The sequence below is a fragment of the Polyangium jinanense genome, assembly GCF_028435265.1.
In the GTDB taxonomy this organism is placed as follows: domain Bacteria; phylum Myxococcota_A; class Polyangia; order Polyangiales; family Polyangiaceae; genus Polyangium; species Polyangium jinanense.
Window position 1 is genome coordinate 77,109 of sequence record NZ_JAGTJK010000045.1, and the last position, 15,837, is coordinate 92,945.

General features: G+C 68.8%; 13 protein-coding genes. 4 read left to right on the forward strand and 9 right to left on the reverse strand.

Features of this window, described 5'->3' with window-relative positions:
• Positions 1-4: 4 nt before the first annotated feature.
• Complete coding sequence (locus KEG38_RS42900; RefSeq protein WP_272426548.1) at positions 5-1,366, forward strand: adenylate/guanylate cyclase domain-containing protein; 1,362 nt, start codon at positions 5-7, stop codon at positions 1,364-1,366.
• Here the strand turns inward: KEG38_RS42900 and KEG38_RS55830 are convergent.
• The 5 genes from KEG38_RS55830 to KEG38_RS42925 form a co-directional block, all read right to left on the reverse strand.
• On the reverse strand, positions 1,344-2,990 hold the full coding sequence (locus KEG38_RS55830) for a DUF8459 domain-containing protein (RefSeq protein WP_272426549.1): 1,647 nt from the start codon (positions 2,988-2,990) through the stop codon (positions 1,344-1,346). The two genes, KEG38_RS42900 and KEG38_RS55830, sit on opposite strands and share 23 nt — an antisense overlap.
• A 48-nt stretch (positions 2,991-3,038) precedes the next feature.
• Entirely contained in the window at positions 3,039-4,340 is a 1,302-nt protein-coding gene (locus KEG38_RS42910) for a hypothetical protein (RefSeq protein WP_272426550.1), read from the reverse strand.
• Positions 4,340-5,311, reverse strand: coding sequence for a hypothetical protein (locus KEG38_RS42915; RefSeq protein ID WP_272426551.1), 972 nt, complete (start codon positions 5,309-5,311; stop codon positions 4,340-4,342). The genes KEG38_RS42910 and KEG38_RS42915 overlap by 1 nt, the downstream gene beginning before the upstream one ends.
• Positions 5,305-6,600 carry a serine/threonine-protein kinase gene (locus tag KEG38_RS42920; RefSeq protein WP_272426552.1) on the reverse strand — a complete coding sequence of 432 codons (1,296 nt, stop codon included), beginning with the start codon at positions 6,598-6,600 and terminating at the stop codon, positions 5,305-5,307. Before KEG38_RS42920 ends, KEG38_RS42915 begins: the two co-directional genes overlap by 7 nt.
• Before the next feature lie 66 nt (positions 6,601-6,666).
• Complete coding sequence (locus KEG38_RS42925) at positions 6,667-7,932, reverse strand: hypothetical protein (RefSeq protein WP_272426553.1); 1,266 nt, start codon at positions 7,930-7,932, stop codon at positions 6,667-6,669.
• A 127-nt stretch (positions 7,933-8,059) separates the two neighbouring features.
• Between KEG38_RS42925 and KEG38_RS42930 the strand changes: the two genes are divergently transcribed.
• The gene (locus tag KEG38_RS42930; RefSeq protein ID WP_272426554.1) at positions 8,060-8,875 is read left to right on the forward strand and encodes a leucine-rich repeat domain-containing protein; all 816 of its coding nucleotides are present in this window, start codon (positions 8,060-8,062) and stop codon (positions 8,873-8,875) included.
• 15 nt (positions 8,876-8,890) lie between these two features.
• Here the strand turns inward: KEG38_RS42930 and KEG38_RS42935 are convergent, their stop codons facing one another.
• Genes KEG38_RS42935 through KEG38_RS42945 form a run of 3 tightly spaced genes read right to left on the reverse strand, consistent with a single transcriptional unit; the run spans position 8,891 to position 12,955 of the window.
• A complete protein-coding gene (locus KEG38_RS42935; RefSeq protein WP_272426555.1) occupies positions 8,891-9,778 on the reverse strand; it encodes a mechanosensitive ion channel family protein in 888 nt (295 codons plus the stop codon).
• Between the two features lie 56 nt (positions 9,779-9,834).
• Positions 9,835-11,130, reverse strand: a complete 1,296-nt coding sequence (locus KEG38_RS42940; protein ID WP_272426556.1) for a putative sensor domain DACNV-containing protein — start codon at positions 11,128-11,130, stop codon at positions 9,835-9,837.
• Between the two features lie 58 nt (positions 11,131-11,188).
• On the reverse strand, positions 11,189-12,955 hold the full coding sequence (locus tag KEG38_RS42945) for an ATP-binding protein (protein ID WP_272426557.1): 1,767 nt from the start codon (positions 12,953-12,955) through the stop codon (positions 11,189-11,191).
• A 14-nt stretch (positions 12,956-12,969) separates the two neighbouring features.
• On the opposite strand from KEG38_RS42945, the gene KEG38_RS42950 reads away from it, so the two are divergent.
• On the forward strand, positions 12,970-13,593 hold the full coding sequence (locus tag KEG38_RS42950) for a hypothetical protein (RefSeq protein WP_272426558.1): 624 nt from the start codon (positions 12,970-12,972) through the stop codon (positions 13,591-13,593).
• A 102-nt stretch (positions 13,594-13,695) separates the two neighbouring features.
• On the opposite strand, the gene KEG38_RS42955 is transcribed toward KEG38_RS42950, so the two are convergent.
• The gene (locus KEG38_RS42955; protein WP_272426559.1) at positions 13,696-14,475 is read right to left on the reverse strand and encodes a hypothetical protein; all 780 of its coding nucleotides are present in this window, start codon (positions 14,473-14,475) and stop codon (positions 13,696-13,698) included.
• A 114-nt stretch (positions 14,476-14,589) separates the two neighbouring features.
• On the opposite strand from KEG38_RS42955, the gene KEG38_RS42960 reads away from it, so the two are divergent.
• Entirely contained in the window at positions 14,590-15,561 is a 972-nt protein-coding gene (locus KEG38_RS42960) for a hypothetical protein (RefSeq protein WP_272426560.1), read from the forward strand.
• The last annotated feature ends 276 nt before the right edge of the window (positions 15,562-15,837 follow it).

The window sequence follows — 15,837 nt, forward strand, 5'->3', positions numbered from 1 at the left end:
CCGGATGACGGATCTCGCGCCCCCGACCGAGGCTCCACGCTCGCTCGCCTCCGGACGAAGCGCCCTCGCCGTTCCCGCGGCCGAGGGCCTCGCCCGGAGGACGATCAGCGACAACCTCGCGCGCGAGATCCTCATCAGCGAGCGCTTCCGGGCGCAGCTGCTCGCGGGAGCGTTCGGCGGCGCGCTCATCGCCTTCCTCGCGCTCTCGGCGTCGTATCCCGGCGCGATGGCCGAGTTCTTCCACAGCCGCCTCGACCGCGTCCGCGTGGGCCTCTTGCTCGGCGGATTCGCCGCCTACGAGCTCGTCGCGCTGCGCGGCATCGAGAAGCTCATCCAGAGCCGCAAAAAGCCGGCCGTGGCGCGGCGGTACGTGGACACGCTCGTCGAGACGAGCCTGCCGACCTTGGCGATCGTCTATTACATGTCGATCGTCGAGCCGTTCGAGGCGCTGCTCCTGCCGCCGGCGTTCGTCTATTTCGTGTTCATCCTGCTCTCGACGCTGCGGCTCGACCCGAAGCTCTGCGTGTTCTCGGGGATCGTGGCCGCGGCGGAGTACGCGCTGCTTTCGTTTTTCGCGCTCCAGGGCGCGAAGGCGACGAATCCGCTCACGTCGGCGGCGCATCATCTCGGCAAGGCGCTCATCCTGCTCGGGAGCGGCGTGGCGGCGGGGTTCGTGGCGCGGCGGCTGGAAAAGGGTTTTCGGCGGACGCTCGAGTCGCTCGAGGATCGCAGCCGGATCCTGAGCGTGTTCGGGCAACACGTCTCGCCCGCGGTGGTGGAGCAGCTCCTCGCGCAGAAGGCGGACGTGCGGAGCGAGCTCCGCGAGGTGTGCGTGATGTTCCTCGACGTCCGCAATTTCACGGCGTTCTCGGAGCGAAAGAGCCCGGAAGAGGTCGTGGGATACCTGAACGCCCTCTTCGATTTCATGATCGAGAGCGTCAACGCGCACCACGGCATCGTGAACAAGTTCCTCGGCGACGGATTCATGGCGGTGTTCGGCGCGCCGCTCCGAGGCGACAACGATTGCAAGAACGCGGTGGAAGCGGCGATCGAGATCGTGTCGAGGCTCGAAGCGCTGGTCGCGGACGGGTCGATCCCGGCGACGCGGGTCGGCATCGGGATTGCGTCGGGCAAGGCGCTCATCGGGAACGTCGGTTCGTCGGAGCGAAAGGAATACACGGTGATTGGCGACGTGGTGAATGTCGCGTCCCGCGTGGAGGGGCTCAACAAGGAGCTTGGGTCGCAGATCCTCGTGACGGCGCGCGTCTTCGAATCGTGCGGGCTGGAATTGCCCGAGGCGGCCGCGACGGCGCCGCTCCATGTGCGCGGCCGAAAGGAGCCCGTCAGGATCTTTCGTTTGGCGTGAACGTTTGGCTGCGCGCGACGCGCACGCCCGTTTTCCCGAGCGGGATTTCCGCGGCGCAGAGCGCCTCGACGAGGACGCCGACGAGCTCGCTCGCAGCGCCCGCGCCGGCGCGATGCGCCGTCACCCGATAACAAGTGCCCTCGGCGTCGAGCCGCACGAGCTCGACGCGGGGCCGGCTGCCCACGGCGCCCGCCGCCTCGCGCAAGAGCTCGCGCACTTCCTCGTCGAGGGCCGTCTTTTCGAGTGTGACCTCGGCCGAGACCGGCGGCTCCGGGCCAAGGAGGCGCGTGGGCCGCACGAGCGAATACAGGTGCGGGATACGAAACGTCCCGTCCTCCCCTTCGAGCTCGACTTCGAGGAGGGAAACCGCGCGTACCCTTCCCGCGCGTCCGCCGATTTCGGCGTGCTCACCGACCGACAAACGCCGGCCATACACGACCACGATGCCCACGGCCGCGCTGGCGACGACGGGCGTGGTGGAGAGCGCGAGCGCCGCGATCACGGCCGTGCCGGCACGCACGAGGGCGCCGTCGTCGTCGCCGAGGACGAGCGGCGCGGCGACCAGGAAAAACCCGATGACCACGGCCGCGCGGACGAGGATGCTCGTCGGCGCGGCGAGATCGGCCGGGAGCCAATCGAGGGTGGTCTGCCCACGCGCGACGCCGTCGAAAAAGAGGCTGATGAAGCGGACGAGGACGATGAGGGCGATCGCGGCGATGACCGCGACGACGAGCAAGGGGAGCGAGCCGATGAGGCGCGCGAGGAGCGAATAAAGCGGGCCGAAGACGAACCCGCTGAGGCGCTCGGCATACCCGCGCGTGGGCTCGAAGAGGGAGAGGCCGATGAGGACCCAGCCATACGCAATGCCCAGGCGGAAGAGGACACGGCCGGCCTTCGTGGCGATGAGCATCGCGGCGCGGAAGGATTCCGGCCGGACGACCTCGATCGATTGCAGGCGAATGGCGGGGATACGCTCGGGGTGCTCTTCGAGGAAGGCGCGGGCGCGGTCGGCGACCTGGCCGATTTTGCGGGCGAAAAAGAGGGCGACCATGCCCGAGAGGACGACGAGCGCGACGGAGAGGAGCGTGAGGAGCGCGGCGCTGCGGGATTGCTCCTTGGCAAGCGCGACCCGGACGCGGCCGGCGACGTCCTCGGCGAGCGCGGCCACGCTGGCCTCGCCGGACGTCGCGGCGTCGTCGGGGCCGAAGGTGACGATCGTTTTATCGGAGGCGATGACGAGCGCCTCGTCGCCGCGGCGCTCGACGCGCACGGCGGCCTGTTCGCCGCTCTCGGCGGCCGCGCGGAGGGCCATCGAGGCGGCGCGCGCGCGCTCCTCGGGCGATTCATCGGCGCGGGGGACACGAATCGAGAAGAGGCGCGCGTCGCGTAGGCGGACGGGGACGCCTTCGGCGATGGGAGGAGCAGGGGCGGCGGAAGCGGCGGCGGGAGCGGGAGCGGAAGCGGAGGCGGAGGCGGAAGCGGGCGCGGCGGCGGAAGCGGGCGCGGCGGCGGACTCGGCCCCCGGCGCCAGCACCGAAGCATCGGGCGCGGCGTGGGCGCCGATCGGCAGCGCCAGGCACGTCAGCGCGAGGAGGACGCCTCGGAGCGGGCAACGCGGGTGCACGCGGCAAGCTTCGGCCGGCGGGCCGACAAGGTCAAGTGCGACGGGCGATTACTGACAAATACACGTCATGCGGTTGCACTTGGCACAGCCATCCCAAAACGTCCCACCGGTGAAAGACTTCGACTGCTCTCCGATGAAACATTCCTTGCTCTGAATGTCGAAGCACGCCGTCGTTTCGTCGCCGCAGCCGATGCAGTCGAAGAAGCAACATTCCGCGATGGGGGCGCCGCACCCTGCATCCCCATTGCAAACCCACGTGCCCTTGCACGGCGCGCAGCTCCCGCCGCAGTCGACCTTGAGCTCGTTCCCATCCTGGACGCCGTTCTCGCACCGGCACTTCCCGCCCACGCAGGTGTCCGCGCCCTCGCAACGCCCCCCCGGATTGTTGCCGTCGAGGGCCGGCGCGCATACGCCGTTCGGCATTCCGGTCGCCGTATTGACGCACCCCATGCACTTGCCGTCACACGCGCTCTCGCAGCATACCCCCTGGACGCAAAAGCCGCTCATGCAATCGGGGTTCTCCGTGCACACCGCCCCCACGGGTTGCTCGCCCACCGAAACACAGGCCGTGCCCTCACAAACGAACCCTGGGCTGCAGTCGCCGCAAAGCCCGTCCGTGCACGATTGGCAGCCCATCCCGCACGCCGTGCCGTTCGCCGCGCTCTCGCGCACCGTAGCCCCGTCCTTGCAGATGTCGGCGGTGCAAGAATCGCCGTCGTCGGCCGCGTCGTTCGGATCCGGGATCTGGCCGAGGTTCCCCGCGCCGTCACAGGCCTCGGCCTTGCAATCGCCCGTCACCGTATTGGCGACGACCGTGCCCGCCGGCTCGAAGGCACGAATGCAAACCCCGCTCTCGCACGACCATTTCAAGCACGGGCCGTCGTCTCCACATTCGCTCGGCATCGTGCAGCCCGCGCAGGACCCGAGCCCGTCGCACTTGAGCAGCTTATCCTTGCCGCAAGCGGCGTTCTGCTCCAGAGGCACGAAGAGCGGCGTACCATCGATGCACTTGTTCTCGGTGCACTCGCTCCCGTCGTCGGGGGTCTGATCCGGCGCCGGCTTCGAGACGGCGTGTCCCGTGCCGTCACACGTAAACTCCTGGCAATCGTCGAGCCGCTGGCCGAGCGGGCTCTCTCCCGCGGGCTTGACGTTCACGTACTTGCAGACGCCCTTCTCGCAGGCCCGCGTCCCACAATCGCTGTCCTCGCCCGGACAATCCTGCGCTCTCTCGCACGAGATCGGCGGCTGCTTGTTGAAATCGTAGCCGAGGACCACGCACCCGCCCGCGCCGAGGAGGAACGACAGGGCGAGGGCCTTGGAAAGCACCTGCGTCTTCTTCGTGGATCGCATCAGAACTTCCCTTCGACCCCCACGAAGCCAGGCCCCACGACGAAGGAATGGCCGGTCTTGTTCTTTTCCCGGTCCTTCTTCTTCCCGTCGAGAAGCAGGAGCACCGCGCCCGCCCCCGCCCCCGCGATGCCCACGCCCCACGCGATCGCATTCGCCACGAGCATCGTCTTGCCGAGCTCGGCCGCCTCGTACCCCTTTGCCGTGTCGCATTGCACGCGGGGGCAACCTTCCTCCACGCGGCCATTCGCCGAGACGATGATCCCACCCGTGATGATCGCCCCGACGAACCCGAGCCCGCCCACGCCGAGCGCCGCGATGCCCGCAATACGCCGCGGCCCGAACAGGGGGGGCGGGGGCGGCTCGACGATGACCTTGCCCGCGGTGACGAGGATCTCGACCTGCTCCGCCTCGGCGACCTCGATGACGTACTTCTCCTCGGTGCGCTTCGGCGCGAGCACGGAAATGGTGCGCTTGCCGGGATTGATGGGCACCGCGACGCCGATCCCCTCGGCCTCCTTGCCGTCGATCGTGACGCGGGCGTCCTTGGGCAGCGCGGTCTTGGGCTTGATCGTGAGGAATGGGATGCGCGGTTCGATCTCCGCGAGCTTCTTCTTCGAGGGCGCGAGGCGCGGGTCGCCGGGGTCGAGGACGACGATGCCCTCCTTGTAATAACGCATCGCCGTGACGAGGCGGCCCTCGTGCTCCTCGCATTGCGCGAGGTTGAAGAGCGTGCCGGCGCGGCGGACGAGCGCGAGGCTCTCCTCGAACTTGGGGCAAGCCGTGACGTAATCGTTCCTGTCGATCGCGGCGCGCGCTTCCTTGAAGAGCTCCTCGGCGCGGCGCGCGTCGTCGTCGGTCTTGTCGGCCGCGGCGGGGCGCGCGACCAACAACGAAAGAAGGGCTGCGCCGAGCCCCACGGCGCGTAACTTGCGCCGCTCCCAGATCGAGCGGTCGTTCTTCGACGTCACCATTCGCTGAAGATGTCCTTCGAGCCGCCTGTTTGCGGAGGCTTCGTGCTCTTCTGGGGGGTCGGAACGGGCGAGACGCGTGCCGCCGTCGTCGCCTTCGGCGCGGCGCTCGCCGAGGGCGAAGGCGTGGGCGCGAGAACGGCGGTGGTCGCCGCGGATGCAGGCGGCGCGAGGGCCGCAGGCGATGTGGGCTCGGTCGTGGTCGCGGGCGAGGTCGCCGCCGAGGAGGATGTCGACCCGAAGGCGCGGACGAGGACGAACCCGACACCGCCGAGCACGAGGGCCGCCGCGAGCGAGACGCCGACGAGGACGGCCTTGCGCGAAGGAAGCGGCGACGAGGCGTCTCGCGAGAACGCGGCGCCGGTCTCGGCAGGCCCCATCGTGATCGGCGGCGCCGGCGGCATGAGCTGCATCGCGGCGCGGAGGGCGCGCTGCATCGTGCGCGCGTCGGGCCAGCGGCGCTGTCGATCGAAGGCGAGCGCGCGATCGATGACCTCGCAGAATGCCGGCGGCAAACCGGGCACGATCGAGCCGATCGGCAGCGCTTGCCGCGTCATCGCCAGGAGCAGGACCTTGTTCACGGTTTCGGCCTCGTGGACGAGCCTGCCGGAGAGCGCGTAGTACATGACCGCGCCGAGCGCCCAGAGGTCGGTGCGCGCGTCGATCTCGGCCGTGTGACCGAGCGCTTGTTCGGGCGGCATGAAGGCCGGCGTGCCCATGACGCTGCCGACCTCCGTGGCGCGACCGACGCCCCCGACCGCCGCGGTCTCCCGCATGCGCGCGATGCCGAAGTCGAGGATCTTCACCTCGCCGGCCCTCGTCAAAAACACGTTCTCGGGCTTCATGTCCCGATGCACGATGCCCTTGTCGTGCGCGGCCGCGAGGACGTCGAGCAAGCGCTCCGCGACAAACGCGACCTCGGATGGATGCAGGCGTCCCCCGGGATGCGCACGCCCGCGCTCCTCGAGGTTCTGCCCTTCGAGCAGCTCCATCACGAGGAAGACCGCGCCGTCCTCCGCGCTGTCGTCGTCGAGCACGGCGACCGCGCCCGGATGCTCGATCCGGTTCGCGACGTAGCCTTCGCGCAGGAAGCGACGGCGCGCTTCCTCGTCGGTCGCGAGCTCTGTGCGGAGGAGCTTCACCGCGCCGCGCTTGCCGTTCCTGTGCGTGGCCGCGTAGACGCACGCGGTGCCGCCGACGCCGAGCAGGCGGTCGAGCCGCCATTTGCTGCGCAAGACCTGGCCCACGCGGGCTTGGGCTCGCTGGAAGACGTCGTCGGCGACCCGCTCCATCGTGCTGATCGAACCGTCTCGTCGCGAGGCTGTCAAGGCAAGCGCGGGCTTTTCAGGACGCCCGGCTCACTTCTTCTTTTGCTTCGCGAGCCCTGCGAGAATCTGAAGGAACCGCTGGCACTTCTTGCCGACCTCGAGCCCGTAGGCCGCACGACCATTGCAAAGCTTCTCGGCGCGCTCCATGGCCACGGCGTCGCCCTTGATCGCGCGGGATGCGACCTCCTCGGCGTCCGGCGCGATGCCCTCTTTGTAGGCCGTCTCCTTTTCGAGCTCCTTCGAGGCGAGGGCCTTCTTGAGGTCGTCGGAAATCTCCGGTACGTCGGCCCACGCCGCCGTGGACCGCGCCGCGCCGCGCGCGTACGCGAGCCAGATGCGGCCCTTCGCCTTCGTGTCGCCACACGGCATGTCGGCCTCTTTGGCCTGAAGATCCGCGACGACGAGCTTCGCCTCCGCGGCGCGCTCGAGCTTCTCGGCGGCGCCCTTCGCGGTCGCCTTGTCCTCCGCGGAGAGCTTGCCCGACTCGACGGCCTTCGCGAGCGCGTCACACGAGGCCTCGTACCGCTCGCGCGCCCGACGCTCCTCGCAGGCCTTCTTTTTTTCGTCGATGCGCGCGAAATGCTCGGGCAGCGCGTGCCGCTTCTCTTCCTCGTCGATGTCGGTGATCGAGCACGGGTCGGTCGCGGCCGTGATGCGCGCGTCGAGCTTCTGACGCGCCGCTGCGATGCGGCGCTCGCGGATCACGAACGCGCCCGCGACCGAGCAGATGGCGAAGATCAGGAACACGAGCGAGACACGAAAGAGCTGCCGCCGCTGCAGGTGCCGGTGGACGAGCCGGCTCCGATCGATGAGCTCGCCGGCCTTCTCCATGGCCTCTTCCCAGGCTTCGAGCTCGGCCGCGAGCACCTTCAGCGGGCCCACGAGCGCGCGCTCGCGCGAGAAGCGACGCGCCACGTTCGTGAGCGTCTGCGCGGCGCTCTTGCGCTTGGGATCGACCTCCATCGTGGCGCCGGCAAGGCCCGTGAGCAGGCCGCCGACGGAGACGGCGTACTGCTCGAAGACGCTCTGCGCTTCGACACGCGCGCGCTCGAGCTGCTGGAGCTGGCCCATGTACCCGGCCCACGGGAGGATCGCCTCGACGTCGCGGGGCTTGAGACCGAGCCGCTTCGCCGTGACCTGAACGGCCGTGGTGAGCGCTCCGAGCAGGCTGTCGTGCGAGACCTCCGCGAGGCCCTGCGGCACGCGCACCTCGCGGAAACACTCGAACGCCCTGTACGTCGGGGCGAGCGCCAATTCGCTCAGCGTGCTGCCGAAGTCGAGTCGTGCGGCCGTCAAGTGCTCCCCCCTCGCTGTTTCGCGGGAGACCGGATGGTACGGGTGTTCGAGACCCAGCGCAACGATGCGTTCGTCCCGCGCACCAGGATCTACCCCACCGCGTCCGGCCCTTGTACCATCCGCGCCGATGCTGCCTCGAACGATCGCGCCCCTCGCGGGAATCGCCCTCTCGATCGCCCTCACCTCGCTCGTCGGTTGCGACGAGAAAAAACCCGACGCCGCGCCCACGAAGCCGAGCGCCGCGCCCGTCGCCTCTGCTGCACAGGCGCCGACGCCGACGCCGACGCCAACGCCGACACCGAGCGCCGCGGAGCCTGCGCCGCCGCCGAAGAAGAAGGACGTCGTGTGCTCGAAGGACGCGACGATCACGTTCACGGATCCGAAGTTCGAGGACGCCGTGCGCAGTCAGGCACAGAAGCAAGAAGGCACGCTGACGCGGGCGGACCTCGGCAAAGTGAAGACGCTGAAGCTCACCGAGGTGAAGCTCGACGAGCTCGACCCGTGCCTCTTCCCGCTGTTCACGTCGGTGAAGGGCGTCTACCTGCCGCCCGGGAAGATCGAAGATCTGAGCCCGCTGAAGACGCTCACGACGATCGAGTCGCTGCGCATCGCGGCCACGCAGGTCAAAGACCTCACGCCGCTCGCGGGCCTCGCGAAGCTCGATCGGCTCGATATCGGCCGGACGCCGGTCAAGGATCTCACGCCGCTGTCAGGGCTGACGAACCTGACGGAGCTTCAGATCGACGAGACCGAGGTGACGGATCTGACGCCGCTCTCGAAGCTGAAGAAGCTCGAGATGCTGCAGATGAAGCGCACGCGCATCACCGATCTTTCGCCGCTGAAGGAGCTCAAGAGCCTGAAGAGCCTGCACATCGGGGGCTCGGCCGTGAGCGGTCAGGCCGTGATCCTGGGGATCCCTGGGCTCAAGGTGAACGACGAGTGAAGGTCCCCCTCGGGACTAGTTGACCTTGACGACCGGCGCGCCGAGGGCGGCTCGCGTCGCGCCGGTCTCCGCGTGGACGACGCGGATCTCTCGCTGGGGGAGCGGGATGTCGATGCCCCGCTCGCGAAAGGCTTCGACGAGCGCGCGGTAGAGGCCGAGATGCGCCTGCTCGTAGTCGGGGACGGGCACCCAGGGGCGGGCGGAGATCGTGAGCGCGAAATCGCCGACCTTGCGGATCCCGATGAGCGGCGCGGGCTCTTTGAGGACGCGCCCGTCGGCGAGGACCGTCTCCGTCGCGACGTCGATGGCCTTTCCGAGATCGGAGGCATGCGCAATGCCGATCTCGATGTCGAGCTGACGCTTCGTCCCGTAGTTATGCAGGATTTCCCCGGAAATCTGGCGGTTCGGGATGACGATCAGGGATTGATCGGTGTGGCGCAGGGTGGTCGAGAACAGCGTGATGTCGACGACCTCGCCGTGCTCCTTGAGGACGTCGATGTATTCGCCGACCTTGAAGGGCTTGAGGAAAAAGATGGTCATGCCCGCGATGAGGTTCGAGAGCACGCCCTGCATGGCGAGGCCGATACCCACACCGGCGACGCCGAGGCCGGCGATGAGCGAGGCGACGGGGACGCCGATCTTCTCCGCGGCAATGACGATCGTGGCGCCGACGACGACGAACCGGAGCAACCGGACGATGAGGGTCCGGAGCGCGATGTCGACCGTGGTCTTCTTTTCGAGCCAGGCGTCGAGCATGCGGGTGAGGTATCCCGCCACCTTGAACCCGACGAAGACAATGACGCACGCGCCGAGGATCTGAAGTCCGTACCGCACGGCGAATTCGACGAGCGTGGTCTTCAGGCTCGTGAGGCCCGCGCCGACCTGGTTCATCGTTTCCTGCATGAGGGGGATGGTCGCACTGGGGAGGCGGGAGCGTCAACGCGCTCTCGCTCGGCTGGCTACACGTCCCCGGACGTCACCGCATGATCCCAGTACGTCACGCCACCCTCCTTCCAGGTCACGAAGCGGACCCAGCCGTCCTGGGAGACGACGATCACGAGCGCGCCGTGAATGTGCTGGCAAAGGCGATAGGCGGAGCGGTGCCTCGTTCCGACGGTCTCCGTCGGCTCGATCGAATAACGCATCCCTTCCATGTCCAGCGCCCGCCTCACCGACGGCACCTCGGACAACTCGCCGCCGATCTCGCAGCCGAACCCGAGCAGTTCGAGGCGCCTCGTCAATACGACGGCGCCATCCACGTCCGCCAGGCCCGCGATCAGGGTCGAGAGCTCGGAGACGGCTTCGTCGAGGTTCACGAGGTGCGGGTCGGTGCTGGACTCGTAGATGTCCCAGCCGACCGCCGCCGATGGCGGCGCCCACGCCTTGCTGCGCCCGGCGAGCGCGTCCATGGTCGCGAGGATCAACGTGCGATAACGACGCCGCGGCTCTCCCTCGCAAAATTCGTATTTGATGCGGAGCAGGCCCGCCGCCGTGCCCACCTCGCCCGGCGGCAGGATGACCAGCGTGCCGCCGTGGTGCGCCCGGCGAATCGTGGTGATGAGGCGCTTTAGCATTTGCCAGGTGATGAGCCGCGTCACCTCGGGATCGAGCTCCGCCCCGGGCGTGCGCGCGAGGGGCCGGGCCTCCTCGTGCAGCGCCGTGAGCTCGGCGTGCACCTCCTCGAATCCCTCGGAGAGCCAGCGCGCCTCGAAGACGTCCACCGCCGGCCCCGTGATCCTGCCGCCCTGCAGCTCGCCCAGCGTGACGGGCCCCCTCGCCACCGCGAGCTGCCCCGGCCCCGACGCGCGAATGACGAGCGCCCACGGCGGCAGGCTCGACCACGAGCCCCGCCCGCCATGCGCCGCGTGCAGCCAGCGGGGCCCCGAATGCAGGAGGCCCCATATCTCGAATCCGCCACGGCCGTCCTCGCGCACGCCGATGAGCGCGCGGTGGTATTTGATGGCCGGCGACAGCCGCCGGAGCTCGTGCGCGTCGAGCGGGCGGGCGTGCGTGAACATCAGGCGGTGCAGCCCCCAGGGTGGGCCAGCATCGGCCGGATAACACTCGGCGTCACCGAGGATCAATCGGAAGGTGACCGGCCGCTCCTCCTCGCGGAGCAGGCTCGCCTGATAACAGATGGACAGAAGCTCCTCGAGCGCCGAAAGCCCCGGGAGTCGTGAGCTCCCCACCGCTTGCACCTCGTCCCATCGCTCGCGCACGAGCCTGGCGAGCTCGGGTGGATACGAATGCAGCACGTTCGATCCTAAGGCCCGCGCGGCGTCCTCCCAAGGGGCCCACGCCGCGATGGTTGCCTCATCCTGCGGCCGCGCGCCGAGTGCCCTCGCCATCGAACGGCAGCCGCATCGTGAACGAGGTCCCGCGTCCGGGGGCGCTGTCGACGTCGACGCTCCCGCCGTGGGCCTCCGCGACGCCGCGGACGACGGCGAGCCCGAGCCCCCAGCCGCCCGGCGACGCGCGCTCGTGGCGCGCGCGGGTGAAGGGCTCGAACAGCGTGGCCTGCTCGTCCGCGGGGATCGGCGGGCCCTCGTTGTGCACCTCCACCTCGACGCGGTCCGGCCGCGAGCGCACGGTGAAACGCACCGGGTCGGCCGATCCGTATTTGAGCGCGTTCGACGCGAGGTTCCACAAGGCTCGTCGGAGCTCCTCGCGACCAAAGTTGCCCGTCGTGGGCCCTTCGGGCGCGACGACGACGAAACGATCGCCGTGCTGCTGGGAAAGCTCGGCCACGACGTCTCGCACGATATCGAGGATATCGCAGCGCTCGCGTGAGAGCGGGAGGCGGTCGCCCGCCTTGACGCGCTGCGCGTCGAGCAGGTCGCTCACCATGCGCTCGGAGCGGTCCAGGCTCCGGAGGACGGTCGACATCCAGCGTTTGGACCTGGGGTCGTCGGTCGAGCGGTCCGCCAGTTGCGCGGCCACGCGCGCCGCAGAGAGGGGGCCGCGGAGGTCGTGCACGAGGATCGACGAGAAGATCTCCCGCATCCGCTGCTCTTCCTGCAGCGCCTCGATTTGATCATGCAGCATGCCGTAGAGCTCCACGTTCTCGATGAGGAGCGCGAGGTGGTGGGCGATCGCCTCGAAACGCTGCTTCTCCCGCGCCGAGAAAGGCCGCTGCTCGCGCAGGCCGACGTACATCACGCCGAGGAGCCTGCGCTGGAGGGGGATACGGACCCCGAGGAGCGAATGGATGCCGCTGTGGCGGAGCGTATCGGTGACGTCGAGCTCGGTCGTCTCCGCGTCGAGGAGGGTCGTCGGCTCGTTGCGCGACGCGATCTTGCCGGCAAACGAGGAGGGCGAGAGCGAGCGGACGTAATGCGTGAGGCCCTCGTCGGCGATCCCCGCCGACGCGGTCATCACGAGCTTTTCGGTCGTGGGCTCGTGCAGCAAGATGGCCGCCGTCGCGGCGCCGAGCGCCTCCATGACGATGGGCATGGCGGCGTGGAGCCGGTCGGCCAGGGTCGGGGACCTGCGGGACGCGTCGGACGGCTCGCCCGTGAACGCCTGCCGTATAAGCCGGAAAAACCGCTTCTCCGACTGCGCGTCGTCGAGGAGGTGCCGGACGAATTTGTCGGATACCAGCACCGTCGACGCGTGCACGATTTCGAGGAGCCTGTCGACCTCCAGCGGATCGCACCTCTGCTCGGGCGGCACGGCCGCCCACGCCTGGAAGATGCAGCGGCCAAGAAGCGCAAACTCGCTCTGGAGTTCGGGGAGATCGAAGCCATGGCGGAGGCGGGAAGCCAGGTGGCTCTCCACGAGCTCGACCTGGCGGCCGCTCGGCTGACGCCCGTCCGCCTCGACCAGGGAATCGAGGAACATCGGCATGATGTTCATCAGCTCGGGCTGCGAAAGCCCACGCGCCGATGCCGTTTTCTGCGCCTCCTCGGCCCAGCGTTCGAGGATACGGCCGCCTTGCGTCTCGATGATGTGCTTGATTGTCGGCACGAAACCCCTGCCCCTCGACAGAGGTAGCACATGTCGTGCAAAGGCGGACGCTGCCGAGCCCGCTTCGTTCTTCCTCGACTGCCTCGAATAGCTCACCTCGAGGCGCACCATCATGCCATCCTCGCGTCGTGCTCTCGCTCCTCCGCGCGTTCCTCCAGAGCCTCCGCGCAGCGCTCCGCCCGCCTCCCGCGCCGCCGGCACCGCCAGCCACGCGCGCGCACGTGGACGGTTATCGAACCTCCGCGCGTACCCCCGACGAGCCTTCGCCCTGGTTCATGAGCGTAACACTGTCGACGGCGCGCAAGTTCAGCATCGTTCTCTACGAGTTCCACGAGTCCCGCGGTCAGCCGAGGAACGGGACACGCCTTGCGCGGGTCGATCCTCCGGGATTGCTGGAGGGCTGGAGCATCACGAGCGTGCACCAGTATTTCTGGCAGTACCTATGGTTTGGCGTGATCTTCTTCCATCGAGGCCCCGAGCGTTATGAGGCGCTGCTCGTGGAGCGGCTCGGGCCCGGAGCGCGCGAGGACGTTTGCCGCGAACTGTCCATGGGCGCGTCCGGGGCGCAGCCTGCCGACGGGAATCGGGTTTTCGCGGCGCTCATCGATCGGCACGAGAGCTATGACGGGAGCACCGGTTACCACGCGGATCTCGCTATCGGGCGGCTCTGCTTGTCCGCGGATGGGGAAGCGTGGAGCTACGAGCGCGAGGTCCTCTGGTTCGAGACAGAGGAAGGATCACCATATAGCTGAGCTCGGCGCGTGGCTGCGGGCGCTCCATGCCGCGACGACCAAGAGGTCCGTACGAGGGCCAGCCTGCTTCGATCCGGTGGACCTCGTCGCCAGTCGGCGCGGTCAGATCGTCCACGCGCCGTGGATGATTCCGACCAACGCGAGCACGCGCCCGCCGTCGCCGGGGATCTCGTCGAACACGATGCGCAGACTCTCCCACTCCATGCCCGTGCCGCTCGGAGGACGAGAAGTCATCTCATCAACAGACCGCTTGTAGAGCTCGACGTAGTGAGCCCCGGGGTAGGCCTCGGCGAAGTTGTCGTTCATGTTGCCCGTCCCGAATGTCGCGTCGACCTTCACGTCCGGCACCTTCGTGAAATCGTGCGTCCAAACGTATGCGTGGAAGTAGCCGGCGAACGTGCCGCGAATCGGATCTCCGCTACCGTCCTGCGTTCCCCAGACGCGCACGCGTGGGTCCTTCAGGGCGCCGCGGATCTCGGCGGGCGAGAGCGTCATGTCCGAGGGTTCGACGTACGAATACGGCGAGAAGCGAACACCGCGCGTCGGATGCGCGAGCGCAGCGAGCGCATCCATGTCCTTGTCCTTCAGCGCGCGCGCGACCGCCGCAGCTCGGCTCCGGAGGCGTTCGTGGAGCGGGGCGTCCGCGGGCGCGACGGCGCTCGCCCCCGGCGCGCTCGAGATCGCGGGCGGGCCAGAATTGCAGATGACGACCACGGTCTGCACGCCCGCCGGGGCCGCCGACCGCGGCTCCCCCTCCGGCAACCTGACACAACCGACGAGCCCCACGAGCACGACACACGCGAGCAACCTGCACATCATGCCCGAAGAACGCGCGAGCGACGCGGCGCTGTTCCGGGGCTGCCCGGGGTCGTACGGCGTCACCAGCAACCTCCCGGGGACGCTCAACGGCCCGGGCAGTCGAGGCCTTTGACGCCACTGCGCGGAGGTGCTCTCGTTGGCTGGCAGATGCTCGGCGCCCGTGTCGCTCCGTTCACCGTGGTTCTCGCGCTATGCGCCTGCGCGACGCCGAGCCCGCGCTCGGTGGCGGACTGCAATGATCAGACGGTGCGCGGCTTCTGGGAGAGCCTCCAGGGCGACACCGTCCTCCTGCGGCATTGGCACGGCTCCAAAGCCAGCAGCCTTTGCCGCGAGGGCAACGATGCAGCCTCCTGCGAGGCGCGGGCGCGTGCCGGGCTGGCTCGCCGGATCTCCGCCGGACGGCCTGTTCATGGCTGCATCAGCGAGCCGGGCGGCACCTGCCTGGTGGTGCGTCACGATGGGGAGGTGTCGACCACGCGTCATGAGGGGAACGGGTGGGACAACCTGGCCAGAGCTCTCTGGGGCCGCTGGGGCCGCGACGAGGTCGAGCTGCTCACCGTGGGCAGCGGAGAGGCGCGCACGGCGACCGCGTCCGCGCCGCGGGAGGAGGAGAGCGCGCGCTTCCGGCTCCTCTTGCGGGCTCCGTCCGCGACGCAGGCCAGGGCGGAGATCAAGCGAGCCGCGGGGGAATGGCCGGCGCTGAGGGTCAACATCGGGTCGTCGATGTCCGCCCCCCCGGACTGGCTGGACGCGTCCGTCTCGTGCCGGCCCAAAGACAAGCCGCATCCGAGCACGCACACAGGGCCGTGGCACTGCCTCGCCGGGCCGTCCGACCCCAAGGAGCTGATCCCCAACGAGTGCTACCCGAGCGAGAAGGCCTGCGCCTCCGGCCGCGAGGAGCTGATGGACGAGGTCCGCTTTCGGGGGGGCCGCCCGGAAGAGATCGGGACGTGCTCGGCGGCCCCTCGGGTCCACTGTTACGCGATGAAGAAGGATTACTCGAACCTGGGAGCATGGCAGTCGTACCGATCGTACGTCTGCTTCCCCACGCGCGAACGATGCGAGAAGCTCCGGCCGGAGCACCCCTGGCACGCGAGCGTCGAGTCGGCGTGCTTCGAGGCCGGGTCCGGGGTCAGCGGCGGCGGTTGACGGCGGTACGTCCGGCAGCCCTGCGGGGCTTCTTCTTCGCCGCCGGCTTCCTCGCTGCCGGCTTCACCTTCCTCTAGGACGAGAAGGACCGCGAGGAGGACGAGGGCCCCAGGGCGACGCATGCGAGCCAGGTCACCGAAAGCGTGCACGCGGGGCAACTTTCCACCCAAACTGCACGCCGACCCGTCTGGCGCCGATCCTGAAAGGCTGAACCGCCCGCCGACCCTTCCTTGCCGAAAAAACGGTTCCGTTTTTTGTCGCCCGACCCTTCCTTTA